The 22,592-nt window shown below is 45.1% G+C and carries 16 protein-coding genes; 14 read left to right on the top strand and 2 right to left on the bottom strand.

What is annotated here, in order from left to right:
* The first annotated feature begins 79 nt into the window (after positions 1 to 79).
* The 4 genes from G7092_RS06715 to G7092_RS06700 all read left to right on the top strand — a co-directional run bounded on the left by G7092_RS06715 (position 80) and on the right by G7092_RS06700 (position 9,063).
* The gene (locus tag G7092_RS06715) at positions 80 to 418 is read left to right on the top strand and encodes a hypothetical protein (protein WP_166087467.1); all 339 of its coding nucleotides are present in this window, start codon (positions 80 to 82) and stop codon (positions 416 to 418) included.
* A gap of 365 nt (positions 419 to 783) precedes the next feature.
* Entirely contained in the window at positions 784 to 2,502 is a 1,719-nt protein-coding gene (recD, locus tag G7092_RS06710; RefSeq protein WP_235953793.1) for an exodeoxyribonuclease V subunit alpha, read from the top strand.
* The gene (gene recC, locus G7092_RS06705) at positions 2,486 to 5,686 is read left to right on the top strand and encodes an exodeoxyribonuclease V subunit gamma (RefSeq protein ID WP_166087464.1); all 3,201 of its coding nucleotides are present in this window, start codon (positions 2,486 to 2,488) and stop codon (positions 5,684 to 5,686) included. Before recD ends, recC begins: the two co-directional genes overlap by 17 nt.
* A gap of 2 nt (positions 5,687 to 5,688) precedes the next feature.
* Positions 5,689 to 9,063: a UvrD-helicase domain-containing protein gene (locus G7092_RS06700; protein ID WP_166087462.1), complete on the top strand. Its 3,375-nt coding sequence runs from the start codon at positions 5,689 to 5,691 to the stop codon at positions 9,061 to 9,063.
* Here the strand turns inward: G7092_RS06700 and G7092_RS06695 are convergent.
* A complete protein-coding gene (locus G7092_RS06695; protein ID WP_166087460.1) occupies positions 9,048 to 10,058 on the bottom strand; it encodes a helix-turn-helix transcriptional regulator in 1,011 nt (336 codons plus the stop codon). The genes G7092_RS06700 and G7092_RS06695 overlap by 16 nt on opposite strands.
* Positions 10,059 to 10,168: 110 nt before the next feature.
* Here G7092_RS06695 and G7092_RS06690 point away from each other — a divergent pair, with 110 nt between their 5' ends.
* The 10 genes from G7092_RS06690 to G7092_RS06645 all read left to right on the top strand — a co-directional run bounded on the left by G7092_RS06690 (position 10,169) and on the right by G7092_RS06645 (position 21,445).
* On the top strand, positions 10,169 to 10,342 hold the full coding sequence (locus G7092_RS06690; RefSeq protein WP_166087458.1) for a hypothetical protein: 174 nt from the start codon (positions 10,169 to 10,171) through the stop codon (positions 10,340 to 10,342).
* Positions 10,342 to 10,548 (top strand): hypothetical protein, encoded by a 207-nt coding sequence (locus G7092_RS06685; RefSeq protein WP_166087456.1) that lies wholly within the window; start codon positions 10,342 to 10,344, stop codon positions 10,546 to 10,548. Before G7092_RS06690 ends, G7092_RS06685 begins: the two co-directional genes overlap by 1 nt.
* A 91-nt stretch (positions 10,549 to 10,639) precedes the next feature.
* Positions 10,640 to 11,653 (top strand): competence protein CoiA family protein, encoded by a 1,014-nt coding sequence (locus tag G7092_RS06680; RefSeq protein WP_166087453.1) that lies wholly within the window; start codon positions 10,640 to 10,642, stop codon positions 11,651 to 11,653.
* A gap of 60 nt (positions 11,654 to 11,713) precedes the next feature.
* Positions 11,714 to 12,037 (top strand): helix-turn-helix domain-containing protein, encoded by a 324-nt coding sequence (locus G7092_RS06675; protein WP_166087451.1) that lies wholly within the window; start codon positions 11,714 to 11,716, stop codon positions 12,035 to 12,037.
* A complete protein-coding gene (locus G7092_RS06670; protein WP_317170000.1) occupies positions 11,983 to 12,297 on the top strand; it encodes an Arm DNA-binding domain-containing protein in 315 nt (104 codons plus the stop codon). The genes G7092_RS06675 and G7092_RS06670 overlap by 55 nt, the downstream gene beginning before the upstream one ends.
* Entirely contained in the window at positions 12,297 to 13,244 is a 948-nt protein-coding gene (locus tag G7092_RS06665) for a site-specific integrase (RefSeq protein ID WP_235953792.1), read from the top strand. The genes G7092_RS06670 and G7092_RS06665 overlap by 1 nt, the downstream gene beginning before the upstream one ends.
* A 428-nt stretch (positions 13,245 to 13,672) precedes the next feature.
* On the top strand, positions 13,673 to 15,853 hold the full coding sequence (locus G7092_RS06660; protein WP_166087445.1) for an AAA family ATPase: 2,181 nt from the start codon (positions 13,673 to 13,675) through the stop codon (positions 15,851 to 15,853).
* Positions 15,850 to 17,067 carry an exonuclease SbcCD subunit D C-terminal domain-containing protein gene (locus G7092_RS06655; protein ID WP_166087443.1) on the top strand — a complete coding sequence of 406 codons (1,218 nt, stop codon included), beginning with the start codon at positions 15,850 to 15,852 and terminating at the stop codon, positions 17,065 to 17,067. Before G7092_RS06660 ends, G7092_RS06655 begins: the two co-directional genes overlap by 4 nt.
* On the top strand, positions 17,064 to 20,723 hold the full coding sequence (locus G7092_RS06650; protein WP_166087441.1) for an SbcC/MukB-like Walker B domain-containing protein: 3,660 nt from the start codon (positions 17,064 to 17,066) through the stop codon (positions 20,721 to 20,723). The genes G7092_RS06655 and G7092_RS06650 overlap by 4 nt, the downstream gene beginning before the upstream one ends.
* Before the next feature lie 5 nt (positions 20,724 to 20,728).
* Positions 20,729 to 21,445 (top strand): Cthe_2314 family HEPN domain-containing protein, encoded by a 717-nt coding sequence (locus G7092_RS06645; protein ID WP_166087439.1) that lies wholly within the window; start codon positions 20,729 to 20,731, stop codon positions 21,443 to 21,445.
* A 33-nt stretch (positions 21,446 to 21,478) separates the two neighbouring features.
* Here the strand turns inward: G7092_RS06645 and G7092_RS06640 are convergent, their stop codons facing one another.
* Complete coding sequence (locus G7092_RS06640; protein WP_166087436.1) at positions 21,479 to 22,435, bottom strand: exonuclease domain-containing protein; 957 nt, start codon at positions 22,433 to 22,435, stop codon at positions 21,479 to 21,481.
* Positions 22,436 to 22,592: the final 157 nt, after the last annotated feature.

Here is a 22,592-nt window from a genome sequence, read left to right as displayed (position 1 = left end):
ATGATAACAAGAACCTGTACAATGGTGGCAGCAAATGGCAGAATGATTTCGTTGGGCGCGGTCGATTATTCTAATCCAAATGGATTTCCCGATACAGGAACTGCTTGTTTTACCTTATTTGCTCAATTTACCGCACATTTTTGAGGAAGCTACCCTCAACCAGCAGCACGCTATCTTAAAGGAGGTGTTCAAACAAGGTCTCACGTTTAAAGAAGGGACGTTTAGAACACCTTTACTGCACCCGGAGTTTGTGCATAACAGGCTGAGATTAAAACAATTAGGGCTGCTCATTGATGAACAGCCCTATGATGGTTTTGAAGAAATCTCCTCTTGCGGAGAGCTAGGGTTCAGAACCATAGCTCTTATGTGCTTATTATCAGTAATTTACATTTTAAAAAGTTCCTTACTCTACGAATGACGCAAATAGCAAGTTTACTCTAATTGTTAAGCCAAATATAGCTAATTTATATGTTTTTCAAAAATTTTTCAATTTTTTCAGCGCTTTACTTTGTTGAACAATTTTGTTAAAAGGTTCGGGATCCTGCACTTTAATAAGAAACTGATTTGCAGATATTTATCAAGATTTTTACGCACTTTTAACTTTCAGAAAATGCCTACACGATATATATGAATACAAAGTTGCTTGTTGGCCATAACCTAGTTAAAAATCATAAAGCGTAGGAGGTAATTGATTTAAATCAAATTGTATAAAATCAAGTTTTTGTTTGCGTTTGGCGGCAGATATGTTGATATTTAAACTCGCAAACCTTTAAGCCTTTCCAAATGCTGCAAACCACCAACGATGTTCATCAACAATTCGCCGGTTTTTTTAACGACGCTCAATTATATCCTTATGCTTATGAAGTTTCAAAAAAATTAAGTGAGGGTCATATCTGTATAGAACTTAGTGACAGCAAACCTTTGGCGACGCTATCTTTAGTCGGAACCGCTGATGAAATGCAGCCTTTTATCTTACACAAGGACAAGCTTTATCTCCAGCGCTATTTTACTTATGAAACCTTGATCCGCGACCGCATCCTGGCTTTTAAAACAGCGGAAAGCGATTTGTTCGCCGATCGTGCTGCGCAATTGCTTGATGAAACGGAATTTATTTTACAACAGTTCCCTGGCGACGACGGCAACCACACCGACTGGCAACTGGTTGCAGCATTGAGCGCGTTGCTGAACAATTTTACCATCATCACCGGCGGCCCCGGCACCGGCAAAACCACGACCGTCGCCAAACTTCTGGCTATACTATATAAACTGGCACCTGAAACGAAGGTTGCACTCGCCGCCCCAACCGGAAAAGCTGCCATGCGCATGGGCGAATCGCTGCGTAAAGCGGGCTTGATAACCCCTGAACCAATCGTGCCGAAGACCCTGCATCGTTTACTCCAATATGTACCCGGTGCTCCCCATTTCAAGCATAATGCCGCTTCCCCTTTACCTTATGATGTCGTTATTGTCGACGAAGCTTCCATGATCGACGCAGCGCTGTTTGCGAAACTGCTGGATGCCGTGGGAAAGGATACCCGGCTGATCCTGCTTGGTGATAAAGACCAGCTGGCCTCAGTAGAGGCAGGCAGTCTTTTGGGTGACCTTTGCAAAATGCCGCATACGGTCAACCATTTTGATCGGGACAGCGCCGGCTTTTTCGCGCATTGGGGCCCGGCAGCTGTATCCGTTTCGGAACAACAATCCGCCTTATCTGGTCATGTTGTCGAGCTGCAAATAAGCCGGCGTTTCAGCGCCGATAAGGGCATCGGCAAATTCAGCAAAGCGCTGATTACGAATAACACGGCTGTGATGGACCAAATGATGAGCGCAGGTACTGATCCGCACGTCATCGTAGACGACCAGTATGATGAAGCCACTTTCGAGAAATTTGTCAGTGCTTATCAGGCTTATATTCAAGAGCCGGACACGCTTACCGCGCTTCGCAAATTCAATGCGCTGCGCATTCTTTGCCCGGTCAAAGGAGGTGAGCAAGGTGTCAACCGCGTGAACAGGAGAGTGGAGGAATATTTGCGAAAAAAACAGCTGATCAATCCTTCGGCGGCTTATTATATTAACCGCCCGGTCATGATCACCGCTAATTATTATGAACTGGATTTATTCAACGGCGATACGGGCTTGATTCGGCCAGATGAAACCGGCGCGCTCAAAGCCTGGTTTGAAACAACGGATGGTGAACTCCGGGGCTTATGGCCCGCTTATTTGCCCGAAACGGAAACGGTGTTCGCCATGACCGTTCACAAAAGCCAGGGCTCTGAATACGAGGAGGTGTTCGTTATGCTGCCGAAAAGCGCCAATGAAAGCCTCATGACGCGTGAGCTGCTGTATACAGCGGTCACCCGGGCAAAACAAACCGTTACCATCCAGGGCTCCAAACCTCAAATCCAGCAAATTGCCTCCACTTCGGTAGCACGTATTTCCGGACTGGCAGCCCGTTTTGAAGAAACCTTATCCCGCAGTTCCGTTTATGGCCTTACAATTTAAAGTATCCAATTCTCTTTCGGCTTTGGCTGCTGAGCTGGCTAAAAACCTCAAAGCCGAGCAAGGCAGCGTTTTCCTGCCGCAATACCTGGTCACCCAAACCACCGGTATGAACAACTGGCTGAAAATGAAGACAGCCGAACTGAACGGCATCAGCGCTAACCTTCGGTTTTTGAAGCCGAATGATATGATCTACCAGGTTTATTTTAAGCTTGGGGGACAAAAAAACCAGGTATTATCGGCCGACCACCTGCAATGGGTGATCTTCGACTTATTGAACCGTGCTGACTTTACGGGGAAGTTCCTTTTTATTGCCAGCTACTATCCAGGAGGCGACGAACTGAAACGCCTGGGCCTGGCGACCAAAGTTGCGGACTTGTTCGACCAGTACCAGATCTACCGGCCGGAGATGATTGAAAGCTGGAACAATGCGGATACAGCAGCGAAGGATGCCGACTGGCAATGCTGGTTGTGGAACGCGAGCCGGGAAAAGCTGGGTACGGCGATGCCAGATAAAACCATTATTTTACAGGAAATACGACGCAGCCTTCAACAGCCGGACCGTACCAGGCAACTGACTGAACGGGTATTGGGCGTTCATCTTTTTGGCTTGTCTATTTTAACGGCTTACCATATTGACTTTTTTTACCAGCTGAGTGAGCATATCGATGTCAGTTTTTATTTATTGAACCCTTCACCGGACGCTTACTGGTATGAAGACCGCAGCGAGGCGCAAATTGCCCGGTGGTTGAGCAGGCAAGGCGGGGCAAGGAACAATTACGCGCCGCCCATCCTGGGTAACCAGTTATTAACCAGTTGGGGGCGTGTACTCCAGGATACTTTCGGGTTGTTTTTTAAGCACGAGGAGTTCCTGAACCAGTTCGAGGCTATCGGCGTGGCACCACCCGAACCCAGCACCTTGCTGGGCAAAATCCAATTTGATATTTTTAATAATGCAATGGAACAAGACCGCCAGGTTTTTAGTCCGGATGACCTGAAAGACCAGACCGTCAGTATCAACGCTTGTTATACACCGGCGAGGGAAGTGGAAGTACTGTATAATTACCTGGTCGGCTTGGTCGATCAGGCTGCCGAACTTTATTCGCCCCGGGATATTGTCGTCATGGTAACCGATATCGACGCCTATGCGCCCTACATCAAAGCCATTTTCGGATCGGCGCCTTACCGCTTTCCCTACACCATTGCTGACGAAAGCTACCAGGCCGTCGACGGCTTTTTCAGTACCCTACAATTGATCATGGAACTCCGGGAAGATAATTTTAAAGCGGAGAACGTCCTGCAAATACTCGAACTGGCTTATGTCAAGGAACGTTTCCGTATACATGATACGGAACTGGTCCGTAATGTGGTCCGGGCCGCCAATATCCGCTTTGGTATCCGGGGCGAAACGAGCGATGATTCTTATACCCTGAGCTGGCTCAATGGCTTGAACCGGATCATTTATGGTATTTGCATGCGCAGCGAAGATGAATACATGCTCAACGAGACAGGGTTTTACCCGCTTGATATCGTAGAAGGGGCGCAGGCGTTTGAATTGATACGCTTTAGTCATTTCGTGCGGGTGCTCATTTCTATGGTGACCGAACAAAGCCGCCCGCGTCCGCTGAGCGACTGGTGCCAGTACCTGCGGGAGGTAGTGACCGGCCTGATGTATGAGCCGGACGGCGAGGAAAATCCCGAATTTGACCTTTTCAACGATCAGCTCGAGCGGCTTAACCTTGTCGCGGGCATCATGCAGGAACCCGTGAGCTTCACCGTATTCCGAAAGAACTTTGTTCAGCTGTTGTCCGGCGAATCACGCGCCGGCGCCTTTATGTCCGGGGGGATTACTTTTTGTTCGCTCATCCCCATGCGCAGTATCCCTTTCAAGGTTGTTGCGCTACTCGGGCTTAACTTCGATAAATTTCCGCGTAAAGAACTACCGCTCAGCTTTAACCTTATCGAAAAGCAGCGCCGCCGCGGCGACCGCAACATTAAGGAAAATGACCGGCACTTGTTCCTGGAGACGGTCTTATCAGCCAGGGACCGGCTGTACATCAGTTATATCGGGCGCAGTCAAAAAGACAATTCGCTTATACCACCTTCCGCGCTGGTGGATGAGCTGGTCGATTATGTGGGCAGCGGCTTAGCCGAACCGTCGCCGACGGGCGCAAACCGCCTGACCCGCCTGCACCCGCTGCATAGTTTCAGTCATTTATATGCCGACCCCGACAGCGGCCTGGTCAGCTATTTTGGCGAAGCGATCGATAATCCCAAAGGCTTTAGCTATAATGAGCAGGCCGCAGCTCCCGACATCGATTTTGCCTCGGTAGCAGTTCAGCAGTTATTGTCTTTTTATAAATACCCGGTCAAATATTATTACAATAAGATATTAGGTGTTTATTATGGCGACGACAGTGTCTTATTGCCGGAGACAGAACTTTTCGAGCTTGACCATTTGCAGCAGTGGGCGTTAAAACAGGCGTTGGTACTGATCCCGCAGGAGGAATGGCCGGCCTTTCGGCAGAAAGAAGTCAAGACCGGCCAGCTGCCTTTGAACACCATGGCAGAACTGGCCATCGAGGCTTCCGCCGAACAGGTTGCGCCGGTGCTGGCCCTTTTAGCCGAGTGCATGCTGGAAGGACCTGCCAGAAACGCTCCGGTCCGGATCGACTTAGCTGAAACGACCATTAGCGGGTCATTGACCCAGGTCTATGGCAATAAACAATTGGTGACCTGCTTTTCCAAGAAAGAAGAGAAACACCGCTTAGACTGCTACCTCCGGCACTTACTGGCAACAGCGGCAGGCCTCGGCCTGGAAACGTATTTTATCTCCGGCGTTACTGCCGAGGTAAGTGTGCTTCGGGCAAACCTTTTAACTGTGGATGAGGCGAAGGGCCGTTTGGAAGAGTTGCTGGTGCCATTCATCTCAGGCCATCAGCAACCGTACCTTTTTGCAACCGAATTTTTGAATAAAAGGGACACGATCGCCGGTTTGGATGATGCCGGATTTGATGCTTTTTTAGACCGGGCCATTTATGGCGGTCAGTCGGCATTTATCCATGATGAATACTTGATAATGGAATATGACGGCGGTTTTTTTGATTCGCCCGGCACTTGTCAGCAACTAACGGCAAATATCAACCTCATTTACGGTCCTGTACCCGATTCTTTTCAAAGCATATAAAAATGGCAGAGAAATTTGATGTAAAAAATGTGCCCTTAACAGGCAGTAACCTGATCGAAGCCAGCGCCGGAACGGGTAAGACCTATTCCATTGCTTTATTAATGCTTCGTTTACTCCTGCAAAAGGGACTGGAAGTCAAACAGATATTGATGGTAACCTATACCAAGGCTGCTGTGGCCGAGCTGGAGGAACGGATCCGTTTGTTCGTTCGCCTGGCTTACCAGGCTGCGAAAGGGGAACAGATCGCAGACCCGCTGATCGCTTCGATTGTACAGGAAGCGATCGGTCAGGCTGATGAAGCAGCTATTCGTGAGCTGCTGCGCAGGGCCACTCTTTTGCTGGACGAGACCGCGGTGATGACGATCCATAGTTTTTGCCAGCAATCGCTGAACGAGTTCGCTTTTGAAACCGGCCAGCTGTTCGATTGCGAACTTTTGGAAGCCCCATCTTTGTTAGTGGAGGAAGAAGTCAATAAGTTCTGGCGTGAAAAAATAACGACGCTGACGGCCGTTTTGCTTAAAGAGCTGCTGTTACAAGGATTTAGCCGGAAGTGGCTCGCGGATGCCATCAAAGGGTATATGGCAGGGCAGCGTTATGTGAATTATGTGCAGGGTACGCATTATAGTTTAAGTGGCGATGACAAAGCGGCGCTGGAAATTTCGCTGGCGGAAGCCCATGCCGCGGCCGCGGAAGCGGAAACCGCGCTGTTCGAATCGGTAACGACCGATACAGCTATGCATGCCCGGACACAAGCCAATACAAATGCGAGAAAACACCTGCAACACTTACTGGTCGATCCACCGGCATTCATCGAAGCGTTGGTAAAAAAACGTGGTTCAGGCTATATCACCGATAATTATGCCGATTTACTCGGGCGCATCGATGCATTGGCTTTGTTGAGAAAACGTCCCGGTCAGCTCATCTGGAATTTGATCGACCGTTTGATCTGTATGGCTATCGAGGTGGCGGTTGAGCAGATCGATACCTATAAGTCCCAGCATAGCATCCTGCTATTCGATGATTTGATCAACAAACTGCACCGGGCCGGCATGGCAGATAAGAACGGGGCGCTTAAAGCCTTGATGCAAAATAAGTTCAAGGCGGTTTTTATCGATGAATTCCAGGACACCGATAAATTGCAGTACGAGTTATTTGAATACTTTTTCGGTGACGAAACCATACTGTTTTATATCGGCGACCCCAAGCAATCGATCTATTCATTCAGAAAAGCGGATATATTTACCTACCTGCAGGCTGCAGAAAACGTGAGCGCTAAATATGAAATGAATACCAATTTCCGTTCAAGCCCGACACTGATCGCCGCAATGAACAATTTCTTCGAACCTGTACAGGATTTTGACACGTTTAGCTTCGGAACTGGGGAGAATGGCATTAAGTATGTCCCTGTAGAAGCGCCGGACGGCCTGCAAAATATGGGCCTTTACCGGAATGACGAGCTACAAGTTCCGATGTCGGTCTACCAGGCACCGAACAAACCGACGGCCGCGAATATGACCGCCCAGGCGATCCATCAATTGCTGAACGACCCCACCGCCGTGCTGGTCAAAAAAGACAAAAAGCAACCGGTCACACCAGCCGCCATAGGCGTACTGGTTAGAAGCCGGTATGAGGGCGCAGATGTCAAGGCCGCCCTCGGCAGGTTAGGAATACCGGCAGTGACGATCGATGATGCCAGGATATTAAATACGCCGGAAGCCGTTTCTATACTGGCCCTGCTTACCGCATTTGAAACGCCAGGCCGCAGTACGATCAATAAAGCTTTACTAACGCCCATAGCCGGCCTCGGCCGCGACGCTTTATTAAAACTGAATGAGGAACAAACACTAGAACAGTTTAAACAATACGGTGAGTTATGGGCGAATGCAGGCATCTACGTCGCCTTGACCGGCTTTTTTGCCGAACACCAGGTCAGGAAACGTTTATTGAGTCAGAAACATGAAGGCGGCGAGCGGGTCCTAACCAACCTGGTGCAGTTGACTGAACTGCTCCACAAAGTCCAAACCGGAAAACAATTGGCCAATATCGAGCTGATCAACTGGCTGCAAAAGGCGGTCGATGGAATGGATGTTGGTGGCGATGAATACCAGCAGCGTATAGAAAGTGATGAAGAATCGGTAAAAATCGTCACGATCCACAAAAGCAAGGGCCTGGAATATCCCATTGTTTTTGCGCCTTACCTGGACTTCAAGTTTAAAGACGATTTTGTTTTCTGCAGTTTTCGGGACCATGATAGCGCGGAGTATCTATTCATGCACCAATCCCAGCTTTCCAGTGACCAGCTGGCTGCTTACCGCGCGCAGCAAGAGCAGGAAAACAAACGCCTGCTCTATGTGGCCATCACCCGCGCCGTATACCAATGTTACCTGGTGAAAAATACTGACTGGCGATATAACAATTCCAGCTTAAACGATTTTTTCAAAGCCTTGAAAGATGCGCCGCCCCCGTCCGACTTAATAGTTTTTGCAGATGGCACAGGACCGGCGCCTGACCTCAACAGAAACTTTTCAGCGCCCTGGCAGCCTGTTCCGCCCCGGACGGCAAAACAATTCGTGCTGGCAGAACCCAACTGGCATAAACTGAGCTATACCTTTTTGACTGCTAAACACGAATACATTCCGCGGGAGGATATGATCACGCCGGAGGCTGCCTATGATGTCTTTATTTTTAAGCAACTGCCTAAAGGCGCGATAACAGGCAATTTCCTGCATTATTTATTTGAAAACATTGACTTCGGCGACCGGCAGGGATGGCAGCAGGTGATCGACGCAGGTTTGAACCGGTTCTTTCCGGGGTCAACGGTCGTTACCCCCCAAATGCTTTTACAATTGCTCGACCATGTGATTGGCTCAACAATAATGGTCAATGAGCAAACCATTGCTTTGTCCGGCATAAACCGGAATGCCCGGATCAGTGAGTTTGAGTTCGATTTTCCGGTAAGTGTCTTCAATAACCGGCAGCTCGGCATCCTGGGCAGTGGTGAAGACCGTGATTATTCAGGTATCATGAACGGCAAGATCGACTTGTTTTTTGAATTGAACGGCAAATACTACTTACTGGACTGGAAATCGAACTTTTTGGGATCCTCGACCGAAGCTTATGCCGGTGACGAACTAAAACAGGCAATGGATGAATACCACTACCACTTACAATACTTACTTTACGCGTTGGCCCTGAAGAAATATTTGAGTGTCCGGCTAGCCGATTTCAGCTATGACAAGCATTTTGGCGGGGTTATCTATCTATTTTTAAGGGGCGTCAGAAAGGGAACCGAAACAGGTGTGTTTACTTACCGGCCGTCTTTGGCAGAGATAAGCGCTATCGAAGATATCTTTATCGGCGATCAAGTTGCGGGTTGATATTGCTCAATGATCAGTTGGGCCGTTTCTTTAATCGTGGAAATCAAGGAAGCCGGCTCGATCACGCGCACAAAATTACCGTAGCTTAAAATGGTGCTGATTAATTCATAATTGACAATGACATCCAGCGATATGATAACAGCCTCATTATCGTTTTTCATCACGTTTTGTGAATGGTGTAAAGGCTGGGTAGTAACATATTTACCGCTGCGCGGTACAAACTGAAGTACGATATGTTCTTTCTCCCGGGAGCCCAGACCGATGCCGATGCAATCGCTAAGGTATTTGCTTTTGTCGAACGTGGTGTTTTTTATATATAGACTAGCCGACTGGTCAATTTCCAGGATACGGTCGTAAGCATAGGTTTTGATCATCTTTTCTTCCTGATGGTACCCAATCACATACCAGCGGTTCCGGTATTCTTTGATAAAGTACGGGTGCAGGGTGACCATTTTAGGCGCTTCCTGATCGAAACTATGGTAGGTCAGCTGTATGGCCCTGGCGCTCTGGATGGCTTCTATGATCCCATCCATATGTTTTAGTCCGTCGGCTGGTGGTGTTTTTTCGAACTCTATAAAGTCCAGTATGGTTTCATAATTCCCCCGCTTTACCCGGTTGACCACACGAATGATCTTATCGATGGTGGTTGTGAATTCTCTCATTAGGGGTATGCCCTGATATTGAGATAGGGTCGTGGCCGCCCATTCCAGGCGCCTGACATCATCCTTGTTAAGCGGCAGTTTGTCGATTGAATAATCGCGTTCTGTGTAGTGATAGCCTTTATGTACTCTGCACCATTTTATAGGTGCACGGTAGCCAAGTTTCGTCGATCGGCGCATGTCTGTGATATCTGCTTCCAACGTACGATCTTCAATATCGATATCAATGTCCAGCATTTTATCAAGCAGTTCTTGTTTAGTCCAATATGTGCCATTCTGAGAGAGGCATTCATTAATTACGCGTATGCGGGCAGGCTGATCTTTGGATTGTGGCATTTATAACAGGTTAGGATTGAGTAAAAATATCAAAAAAAATAGTAAAAAGATATTTGAAGCGCAAATAGGCTGCGGAGTGGGGTCGCACCTTTGTATAAAAAGTTAATTCTATGGCCACTAATCCACCAAAAGGAGACGGTCACCGCAACGGTGCCGTCAGAGAACGCAGTCAGGTTTTTAATCCCTCGACTGAACAATGGGTAAAGCGCGATGCTAACAGCGGGCGTTTTATGGATGTTAAACAAGATGGGACGCCATTTAAAGGTGTCAGAAAGGAGAAGTAATGGACAAGTATTATGTCAATGACCATGCGCAAAGCAATGGCGACCACGAGGTTCACAAAGACGGATGCTACTGGCTTTCTTTAGCCAAAAGCACCACCTACCTGGGTTACCACAATGGCTGCGCCACGGCAGTGACGGAAGCTAAAAAGCATTACCGCCAGTCAAACGGCTGCGCGTTTTGTGCGTCCGCCTGCAACACTGGTTGATCAGTGGTTTTATTTTCTTGAAAAATTATTGACTGCCCCTTTGAACAGAAGGGGCTTTATTGCTTATCTTGATGTGCCAAATTTTATCACAATGACTACAGATAACGAAGAAGAAAAATCCTCCCGACCGAAGAAGACCGACGCATATGAATCCCGGTGTTTTGGCCTTGTTGGCGGTGTGGCGCTTTTAGCCGACTTGAAAACCTTGGTCAATGCCGGGTATGTCAGAAAATCAGACGGGCCGTTTTATTGCAGAGCGTGTTTGTCCGAAGCGATCGTTAGAAAGTGCAGTGATAAAGAAGACCATTTCGCACATAAGGCGCTGGTCACGCCGACCGGGCAAAATAAGGACACGGCTTTTCACCATGGGGTCCGCGATGAGCTATTTGGCATTTTAAAAGAACGCTTCCCCTTAGGCAACTGGAAGACTGAAGTTAAAATTGTGGATGAGTCGCTGGGTACATTCATACCGGATATTGCCGGCTATTTTGGGGAAAGGAACAAAGCTTTCCCGGCGGTAGCGGTCGAAGTCCAGTTGAGTCCTTATTCGCCAAGTTATATCAGGAAGAAAACCACGTTTTACGCCAAAAAAAACATCCATGTTCTTTGGGTGGTACCGTTAACAAGACCCCTGGAAAAAGCCGTTTTCAGACCAAGACGTTATGAACTTTATCTGCATAGTATGTACCTGGGGTATGTGTTTTATTACGAACCTGATAAAAATGGCCTACTTACGCCTGTCCATTACGGACCTGCTATGCGGTATATTGAGCCGAAGACTTTTTTTGATGAAAATGCTGAGGAACAACATGTTGGAAATTTTTACTTGAAGTACAAGACATTGAAAGAGCCGAAGACCGGCGATGAAGTGTTCCTTGCCGATGCCGTTGCTAAGATAAGCGGGGCCTGGGAAAATCCTAATAATAAGCGGCTAAACCTTCCGGAAAGAAAAATCATGGTCACTCCGCAAAAACGCTGGTGGGAAAAAGATGAAAACAAACAATGGCTTAAAGAAAATGACTGGGTGGCTTATGCACGGAAATATTTGCCGCAGTATGAACCTGATGATGATTATATGGGTGAAGAAGCTGAAGATGAGCAGTAAATAAAAATTAAATTCACAACCTACCACTTCAAAGTTTATCCGGGATTATTTTAGTGTACCATGACACCGGACGAACTCATTACCAAAAAAGACCTGGAAAATTTCAAGAAGGAATTATTCGAATTGCTCGGACCTTTAGCTGGAGGAAAGGCGGGCAATGATAAGTGGCTTAAGAATGAAGATTTAAAAAAGTTGTTAAAGATATCCGGCGCGACCATTCAAAACTTGCGTGTGAATGGCGCTTTACCGTTTTCAAAGATCGGCGGGATTTACTTTTATAAACAGGAGGATATAGACAAAATGCTGGAAGGCCCTGAAAAAAAAAGACCATTGAAGCGCCCGGCCGCGCGCAAAAACAAACTTTCAGCGTCAACTTCTTCCTGAAGCCCTCTAAATCGCCAGGCAAGCCAGAGGCCCATATTTATATCCGGGTGACCGTCAATGGGCACCGGGAGGATTTTTCGACGCAATGCAGCTGTTTGAAAGAGGAGTGGGATGGGAGTGTTCAACGTATGAAAGGCACCCGGGAGCGGGCCAGATCGGTCAACAGTTGGCTGGATACCATGGCTGGCCGATGCCACGAAAGCAGGCAGGAGCTTTATGCGACCGGTAAGGCTTTACCGCAACCCATATCCGTAAATTGATGCAGGGTGAAGAGCTATTCCCCGTCCGAAAGCTCTCCGACATTTTTACTTACCAGATTAATTTTATCGATTCTCTGGTTGGAATAAATTATACCATAAGCACTTTGCGGAAGTATAAGCGGACTTACGAAATCTTGAAACGCTATATGAAGCGAAACTATGACGTGGAGGACTTGAGGCTTGACGAGCTGGATTTCAAGTTTATTCGGGAATACGAGGCTTTCCTGCGAACCAACTATACGATGCAGAACAATACTGTCGCATCAACCGTTCGCCGGGTAAGGTCAGTGGTCAGACTGGCAATGAATCTGGGCTGGTTAAGCCATGATCCTTTTATTGCGTTGAAAATGAAAGTGGACGAAGTTTACCGGGATTATTTGACAAGCGAAGAACTCAGCCGCATGTGTTCGAAAACCTTTAAGCTGAAACGCCTGGCTACAGTCCGGGACTTGTTTGTTTTTAGTTGTTATACGGGTTTGGCTTATATCGATACGGTCAAGTTGCAGCTGGACGATGTTTTTACCGGGGAAGATGGCGAGCAGTGGCTACAAAGCCATCGTTCAAAAAACAACAACCGGGTGCGTATTCCGCTTTTGCCCCCGGCTTTGAAACTGATCAAATTTTACCAGGATGATCCGAGGACGCCTGTGGGTAAGTTATTCCCGCCGATCAGCAATCAAAAAGCGAATGCCTATTTAAAAGAGATCGCGAAGGCGGTGCATATCAATAAGAAATTGACCTATCATATCGCCAGACATACCTTCGCTACGACGGTTACGCTGACAAATGGCGTTCCTATTGAGACGGTAGGGCAAATGCTGGGGCACAAGAGTATCAAATCAACGCAATTATATGCACGGGTCACTGATAAAAAGGTGAAAATAGATATGGACCCCTTGAAAGCACGTTACGAGGGTCAGGAGCTGGGCCTGGAAAAAGAATATTGACGCAATGGTACCGGATGCCTGGCTTTACGATATGTTATCTATGGCTGACCCGCTGGATATTTATCGAACCTATTGGACCTGAAGAGGGCCCCCTAAGAAGTTTAGCAAGGCTCCCCATAAGCCAGTTTTCTTGATTACTTTATCAGAACTGACGGAAAGCGGCTAATTTCATCACAGATTCGTGAAAAAGCAGAGCATGTGTACAGTTTGAATCGCTTTGAGGGACAGAGGAAAATTTTGCCGGATAGTCGCGCTGGATGGCACGACGTTTCACTATGGGGATGGCGCAGGAGAGAAGTGTTCAGAGGATGAACCCTACCACCGGTAGTTTATTATTATATATTATTTATCGGTATAAGTATTTTAACACCTATATTTGAGGTACTTATAAACCTTACCTTTATTCAATGATAAACCGAATCCAATTAATGAACGTTGCCACTTATAACCAAGCAGGTGTGCTGTTCGACAACCTTAAAAAAATCAATTTTATCTATGGTGTTAACGGCAGTGGGAAAACAACCCTGACCAAGCTGGTCGCAAACTCTGAAGATCCGATATTTAACAAGTGTACAGTTACCTGGAAGAACAATGTAAAATTGAGCGCCCTGGTATACAATAAGGATTTTAGGGATAAAAATTTTGGAAAAGGGAAAATAGATGGTGTATTTACTATTGGGCAGGCCACGAAAGAAGAGCAGAGGTTAATCGAGGAGAAGATCGAACAACGCAAATCGCTTAAAGAAGATGTTGCCAAACGTAAAGATACCTTGCAAAAGAAAACTGAGGATTTGCAGGAAAAGGACAATTCATTTCGTGACATAGCTTGGGTTGAGGTTTACAAAGCTTATGAAAATGTCTTTAGTGACGCATTTGTCGGTTTTAAAATAAAAGAGAATTTCAAAAACAAACTGATCGAGGAATTCACCGGTAATAAGTCTGCACTTTTGGATTACGAAACGCTTGCGGCGAAAGCAAAAACCATTTTTGGATCAGCGCCGGAAACGTTGGCCAGACTTTCAATACCAAGCTTTTCGCGCATATTAGAAATCGAAAAAGATGATTTATGGGCAAAAAAAATATTGGGCAAAGCGGATGTAGATATTGCCAAATTGATACAAAGGTTGAATTTGAATGATTGGGTGAACGAGGGTAGAAAGTTTATCGAACCGGATAATCAAACGTGCCCTTTCTGTCAGCAAAGTACGATTACGAAAACGTTTATCGAACAATTGGAGGACTATTTTGATGCGTCCTTTATCGAGGATACGGCGAATATTAAAAGGCTTGCAGAAGAATATATTTTGCTTACGAAGAATTGTTTGAATTTCCTTCAGCAAATCGAAAACGGGGAAAAGACTAATAAAAGTTCAAAACTCGACAAAGAAAAATTTTCGGCGTATTTGAAAACTTTTTCAAGCCAGCTGACCGCTAATGGCATCTTGCTTGAAAACAAAGGAAAAGAACCCAGTCGTAGCATTAAACTGGAAAGTGTTAAAAAACAGCTTGAAGAGCTTTGCGCGCTGATCACCACGGCCAATACAGAAATCAACGCCCATAACGAGATCGTGGCCAACTTTAGTAAAGAACGACAGACGCTGATTAAAAACGTGTGGCGGTTCCTTACCGATAAGCACAAGACACTGATCGACAATTTTGTTAATAGTCGGGAAATCATTCAAAAAGCTATCAAAGGTATTACTGATGGGATAACCGAAGCGGAAAGAAAATACAAAGAACTCGATAAAGATATCAAGGAGCGTAGTAAAAATGTGACCAGTGTACAGCCGTCTATTGATGAGATCAACCGGACTTTGCAAAACTTTGGCTTTCATAATTTTTTAATTGTTCCTTACCAGGCTGAGGCCAACAAATACCAAATCCAAAGAGAGAATGGTGATATTGCAGATGCTACCTTGAGTGAAGGGGAGATCACTTTTATAACTTTTTTGTACTTCCTTCAATTGACGAGGGGGGGCAGCACAGAATCCAATATTACAGAAGACCGGATTTTAGTGATCGATGACCCGATCAGTAGTCTGGATAGTAACGTTTTGTTTATCGTAAGTTCTTTACTTAAAGAGATCATTAAACAGATCAAGGCGGACAGGGGAAGTATAAAGCAGTTGATTTTGTTAACCCACAATGTTTACTTTCACAAAGAGGTGTCTTTTGTTGACCGGGGTAGCGCATCAAAAGAAATTGTTTTCTGGATGCTTCGTAAAAATAACCAAGTGACGAATGTGCAATGTTATGGGGAACATAACCCGATAAAAAATTCTTATGAATTGCTTTGGCACGAATTAAAAAATAAAGAACAAAATTCTGCGGTGACCCTGCAAAATACGATGCGGCGGATTATAGAAAATTACTTCAGCCTGCTGGGCAGCGGGATGAACGATAAGTTGCTTGATAAATTTGAAATTAATGAAGATAAAGCGATCTGCCGGTCACTGCTAAGCTGGATTAATGATGGCTCGCACAGCATTCCGGATGATTTATTTGTCGAGCATGCGGGTGATATGACAGACCGCTATTTGGAGGTTTTCAAAAAGGTATTTGAACATACTGAGCATTTGGAGCACTATAATATGATGATGACCGCATGAGGGTATTACATACTGCGGACTGGCACTTGGGGAAGCGCCTGGAACAGTTCGAAAGAACAGAAGAACATCAGGATTTTCTGGATTGGCTGATAGGCATACTGAATGCTGAAAAAATTGAGGTGCTCATCGTTGCGGGTGATATCTTTGACTCCGGTTCTCCTTCCAATTCGGCACTGGAACAATATTATCGTTTTTTACGTCAAGTCAAAGATACTTGCTGCCGGGATGTGGTCATCATTGGTGGCAACCACGATTCGATCAGTACATTAAATGCACCGAAAACCTTACTGAAATATTTTAATGTACATATTGTAGGCGGCGTACCGGAGCATCCTGCTGAACAAGTTATCCCTATCAAAAATTCAGATGGTGAGATTGGTCTGATCGTTTGTGCGGTACCATTTTTACGAGACAAAGATATTAGGTTATCCATATCAGGCGAAACCGCTGAAGAACGGGAAATGCGTATTAAAATGGGGATCATGGATCATTACCATAATTTGGTTGAACATATTGCATTACACAAAGAAAAAGATATTCCGGTAATCGCAACCGGTCATTTATTTGCGGCCGGTGGAGCTGCTTCAGGTTCGGAAAAGGATATTCATGTAGGGAATTTGGGGCAGGTGGCCGGCGACCAGTTCCCCATGGAATTCAACTATATCGCCCTGGGCCACCTGCACAAACCTCAAAAGGTAAACGGGGCTGAGCATATTCGATATTCAGGTTCCCCGATTGCTCTGGACTTCTCCGAATATAATCACAAAAAGCAAGTTATTGCAGTCGAGTTTCGTAAAGGTGTGGTGGAAGTTAAAGAAGTTCCAATCCCGCCCAGTCGCAGCCTGATCAGGATATCAGGAAGTATGAGTAGCGTCAAAAGCCAGATCAGTTTATTGGAAGATGCCGGGTTGAAATACCCGGCATGGGTAGAGCTCAAAATAGAAACCGATGCCTTTCTTCCTGATCTATCAGAACAACTGGCTAAGCTTAAATTGAGCAAACCTTTTATCGGGCATTTTTTTTCGCGGCAACAATTGATCAGAAGGAACAATACGGACTCAAAAGTGGAAGCATTAGCGCTCAATGACTTAACTCCGGAAGCCGTGTTTGGAAAAAAATATGAGTCGGTGTATGGCAGCCCTGTACCCGAGGAAATGCTCTCGACTTTCAAAGAGGCATTGGAGGCATTACATCAGCAGGAGGGAGGATCATGAAAATTCTTGGGGTGAAATTTTTGAATCTTAATTCGTTGACCGGTTCGCATGAGATCCGGTTCGATGTGGCTCCAATCAATGAAAGTGGTCTCTTTGCTATTACCGGGCCGACCGGGTCGGGAAAAACTACCATCCTGGATGCGATTACCTTAGCCTTATATGCCAAAGTCCACCGCCATGATAAAGAGGAGGAAACGATGTCACGACATACCGGGGAGAGTTTTGCGGAGGTAGAATTTGAAGTGAATAATAAAGCTTATCGTTCCAAATGGTCCCGGAAACGGAGCAGATTGAATGCAAACGGGAACCTGCAGCCGGAAAAGATGGAACTATCCGAAGTAGAAACGGGTCTGTTTATTGGAGGTCATACCCCGACTTCTACTAAGAATAAGATAGTTGAGCTATGCGGCCTTGATTATAATCAGTTTTTACGTTCAGTAATTTTGTGCCAGGGGGATTTTACGAAGTTTTTAAAATCCAGTGAAAGTGAACGTAGTGAATTGCTGGAAAAGATAACGGATACAATTATCTATGCTGATTTGTCCCGATATGTATATAATAGGCAGAAAACAGAAAGGGAGTTGCTCGATAGTTTAATTGATAAACTTGACGATACTACAATACTGACCGATGATGAATTACAAAGTCACAAGGTTCATTTAAACGAACTTGACAAATCCGAAAAAGCCGAGAAAAAAGCTCAGTCGGCGATTCGCGCACAATTGGACTGGTTGGTGTCACTGGAAAAGTTACGCCTGGCAGTCGAGGACCGACGTCGTCAATTGAGCGCAGCGCAAGATCGTTACAGCGAAAATACCAATGAGTTTGAGCGGTTAAATCAGCACGACTTGGCCGTCACTTTTCGACCACAACTGGTAGAAATGGACACGGTCGGCCAACAACTGGAAGATATTGACGCCAGATTAACGGAGTTGATACTAGCGCTGCCTGCATTTGAGTCAGCTTCAAAAGAGGCCTTATCTCAACTAAATAACGCTGCGGAAATACTGCAAGTATCAGAGTCGACCTATCAAGTCCAATTTCCACTATTTGAAAAGGTCATGCATTTAGATACTGCGATTCAACATTCGAAATCGCAAGTGGACCAGTTACAGGTTATGTTTGACGATGCCGCACTGAAGGTCAGTAAACTCGTGGACGATAAGGAAGCAGCGCGGGCCGGCGCCGAACAAGCGCAAGCTAAATCAGAACGTTTAATTAACTGGCTGGCAGAACATGACCAGGACAAAAATCTGGAACCGACCATTGCATTGATAAAGCAACACCGTTTGCAGTTAAGAAACCTGGAACAACAAACTAACTTAACGCTTACGCAAAAAAATGAGGTACAAAAAACGCTTCTGTCTACTGAAAATGAAGTTTATGAAAACAGTTTACGTATAGGGGTACTAAACGATCGGCTTAATGAAAAGGCAGATTTAATCGTAAAAATTACGCGGTCGGTCGAAGATGCGTTGGGCGGAAAAACTATTGATCAAATTACAAAGGAACTGGTAAATTTACCAGCTGAAGTTAAAACCTATGAACAGCTTTATGCCATCTCTCTAAGATACGATAAGGCTTTGAATGAAAAAGCTTCCCTGGCTTCAGTTGTAGCGAAATTGGAAAAAGAGATTGGAACGCAAAACACAGCTTTTAATGATATCACTGAGCAGCAAAAATCGGCAGTTGAACACCTGAATGATTTGAACGCATTGGTCATTTTGCAACAGCGAATAGTAAACTACGAAAAGGATAGAGGTGAATTGATTGCGGGGGATCCTTGTCCTCTGTGTGGATCTTTGGATCATCCTTACGCGGCAGAACAGCCGGGGCGAGAGTTGAATGCAACTGAACAAAAATTTAACGAACAGGATCAGCTTGTTAAAAGACTTTCAGCAAAATCCCATGAACAAAGCTTGTTGATCAATGGCCTTAATACCACTTTGAACGAGAAAAGAAATCAGTACGAAATTCTTGATGTGACTCTGAGCGATTTGAAAAATGAATTTGGTCAAGTTTCCGGGAATAAGGGAGATTTTACGATCATATCTTCTAGCTCAATCAACGAGGCGATGACTTCAAAAAATCAAGTCTTGCGCGCATTGATAAAGCAAATGGATCATGTACAAAAACTTTCAAAAGACCTTCAGATTGCCCGCGATGAATGGGCATCCGAAGGTCAGGATTTAAAAGCCGCACAGAATAATACGTCTGTTATTGCCGAACGCGTTAAAGCTGCCATTGAAAAAGTGAACGACTTGGAGATGGCAATAGATAGTCAACAGATCACACGGGATGAGACAATTAAAGCGATCAAGGCACTGCTGGAGCCACTGGGTATATCTTTGGAAGATGCACAGTATGATCAGCTATTAATAAACCGCGCTGCTGCCTATGTTAGCTCCCTTCGTGAAAAACAAAGTTGCGAGGTTACTTTGTCAGGATTATTAGCAGAAATACAGAATATAGATAAAACATTGATTATCCGTAAGAAAGAATTGGATAGTGCGATGATTAAGTTGCAGGCGGAGAAATCCCACTGGAGCAATCAGCGCAAAGAACGCCAAGATTTGTTCGGTGAGCGCAATCCAGTAATGGAGCGTAACAGTTTGCAAGATTTAATTGATCGGCAACGAAAGCAAAAAGATTTGATGCAGGAAAATTATCAAACAAAAAAACAGCAATTTGAACAGACTGCTGACAGGATTACCCAGGAAACACAACGGCAGTTGTCTGTTTCGACGCAGTTCGTTGCACTGAGGCGCAAGCTTTCGCAGGCCTTGATCAAAAAAGAAATCGCCGACGTGGAAACTTTGCGATCGTTATTCATGATTGAAGAGTTCGCCGCTGAGATCAGAAATTTGAAGAAGGAATTGGAATCTACTATAACGTCGCTTCAAGAGTCTATTGACAGAGGAGAAAACGAAATTAAAACTGAAAATGCAAAACAGCTGACGACAGAATCAATTGAGGTTTTGAATGAGGCGATAGGGGTTTCCGATTCGTTACTTGCCCAATTGAATCAGGAAATAGGTAAATTAAAGCAGATTTTAGCGGATGACATCGTGACGCGTCAGAAATATGCTGCAATCACGATACAGATAGAAAAGCAGACTAAGGAATTTGCGCGATGGAGCAGTTTGAACAATTTAATTGGTTCGGCAGATGGTAGAAAATTTAGCCGTTTCGCCCAAGGGTTAACTTTGACCCGGCTAACAGATTTGGCCAATCTGCACCTGCAAAAACTGACGTCGCGTTATACCATCCGTAAAAGTGAGCTGGCTGACCTTGAATTACTGATTGTAGACGGTTATCAGGCTGATGTTGAGCGACCAATGAATAGTTTATCCGGTGGAGAGAGTTTTTTAGTCAGCCTGGCGCTTGCGTTGGGGCTTTCTGATTTAGCCAGCCATAAGGTTCAAATTAACTCCCTATTTATCGACGAGGGGTTTGGTACCTTGGACCCCGAAACACTTGATATTGCTATCGGCGCTTTAGAGAGTCTTCAGGCAAAAGGTAAATCGATCGGTGTTATTTCGCATGTTGAGGCGTTAAAAGAGCGTATCGGTACACAGATTCGGGTAAGTCCCCAGCCAGGCGGGGTGAGCAGGATAAGCATTATTGGTTATGGTCAGCAACCCGTGCTTGTATGACACGAATGAAGGATGATATAGATGACTCTATAGAGTGGAACTCGCAATCCTTATTTTCGACACCGCTGGGCCAGGAGGTACAAAAGGTCACAACCGCGATGTTACTGAATAAGCATGAAAAGACCAGCGAATACGCCCTATATATGAAGTCGGTGAACGACGTGTTGTATGATCTATCGCAAAGTTTTTGGGATATCGATATGACGATCAAACTGATCGAATTTGCGCATCCAAAAGTGAAATCCTTTAAGATGACGCGGGTGGACCGTGGGGATTATATCAAATTTATGTGGGAGAACTATTTCTTCAGGTTGCCGAAGCTTAAAGATATCACACTTAATTTAGTAAATGTTGTTTATCGAATGGGGCACACACAGTCACCAGGTTTGGAAAAACGCGTTAGAAAAAATTCCGATGTTCAGGCGCAAAAACTCTATTTATACTTGGACTATTTTGATGATGCATTTCAAAAGATTAAACCGCTTCGCGATAGGATAGCGCATCGTGGTGATCTGGAAGATTCCACTTTGGCGATGTTAAGCACTTATCAACTTAGCCCTTACGATAAAGAGGTTTATGAGACACAGTTGAAGGGATTGGTTTCCTATAACTGGATTTTTGAAAAAAATCAAGGGATATTAAAGCAGGCTGTGCTGATTTTGTTGATGCATTTAAAGGATGATTTTGACAGGATTTCGGCTTCTTTATCTCAAACACCTTAAGCGATAAGCCCGGTAGATACTGAGCTTACTAAGTTAAATCGTTTCCACCGTAACTTTAATTGAGTTCCATTTACCGTCGATGTTTCTTAAAAAGTCGTCTTCGGATAATATTTCCAAATTAGCGCCCGAATTAACCATGGCAATGGCTTTCTTCTGCTTCGAACTCATTCCATCCTCTCCGACATAACGATAATCCTGAAACCCAACTACCAGGTAATCGGTATCCCGCGTAACACCATCCGTTATCCGGCCGCCAATTGAAATGACGATCTTTTGAGCAGCGGATCTTTCCATCGAGGAAAGCTTACCTGTAAAGACAACATTACGTTCGTAAAACAAACAGTCGCGGTCATGATGAGAAGTATCAGCAGCGACAGCTCGAAAATCCGGCTTTGTATAAGTCCTGATCGTTTGACAAGGATGATAACCTGTGGATGATAAATTCCCTATAGCCATCCGGCTTTTGATTTTAAAGTCGTCAATGTGGGTGATTTCCCTTTCTGCCAAAGCTATCAAAATCAATTCAGCTGTTGCTTTGGCATCGGCACCAGCCCGGTGATGATCAAAAGTTATCTGGCGTTCATTACATAGTGATTTCAAATTGTATGATGACAAACCTGGCCAGATATTTTTTGCCATAATATAACTGCAGGCATAAACCACGTTCGGATAGGGAAGATCGTATGCATCGAGTGTTTTTCGCAAAACGCTAAAATCGAAACCGGCATTGTGCGCAAATAAAAATTTACCTTCAATCAACGGTAGTATCTCTAGCCATAATTCATTAAATTCAAGCTGATCCGCCACCATAGCCGGCGTAATTCCGTGTATGAGTACATTGAAAAAATCAAAATTTGGATAGCAGTGCGGTTTAATTAGCCAAGAAAGGGTTTTTACTATTTGGTTGTTTTCCACAAAGGTCAGACCGATTTCACAAGGCGTGCTACGGTCCGAGGTAGCAGTTTCAAAGTCGATGGTTACAAAGTTCATTATTTTGTAATAAGGTTGGTACTAATATAATCGTATCTTGTTCATTTACCAAATACTCCAAATTTATCTGGTGAATTAGGTAAGCATTCACGCGCCTGCCGCAAATAAGTACGCGGTTAAATATTTTCAAAGACAGTTATGTTTGCTTCATGATATT

This window comes from Mucilaginibacter inviolabilis (assembly GCF_011089895.1).
In the GTDB taxonomy this organism is placed as follows: Bacteria; Bacteroidota; Bacteroidia; order Sphingobacteriales; family Sphingobacteriaceae; genus Mucilaginibacter; species Mucilaginibacter inviolabilis.
Note: the sequence above shows the minus strand (reverse complement) of the source record. Positions and strands in the feature narration are given on the sequence as shown.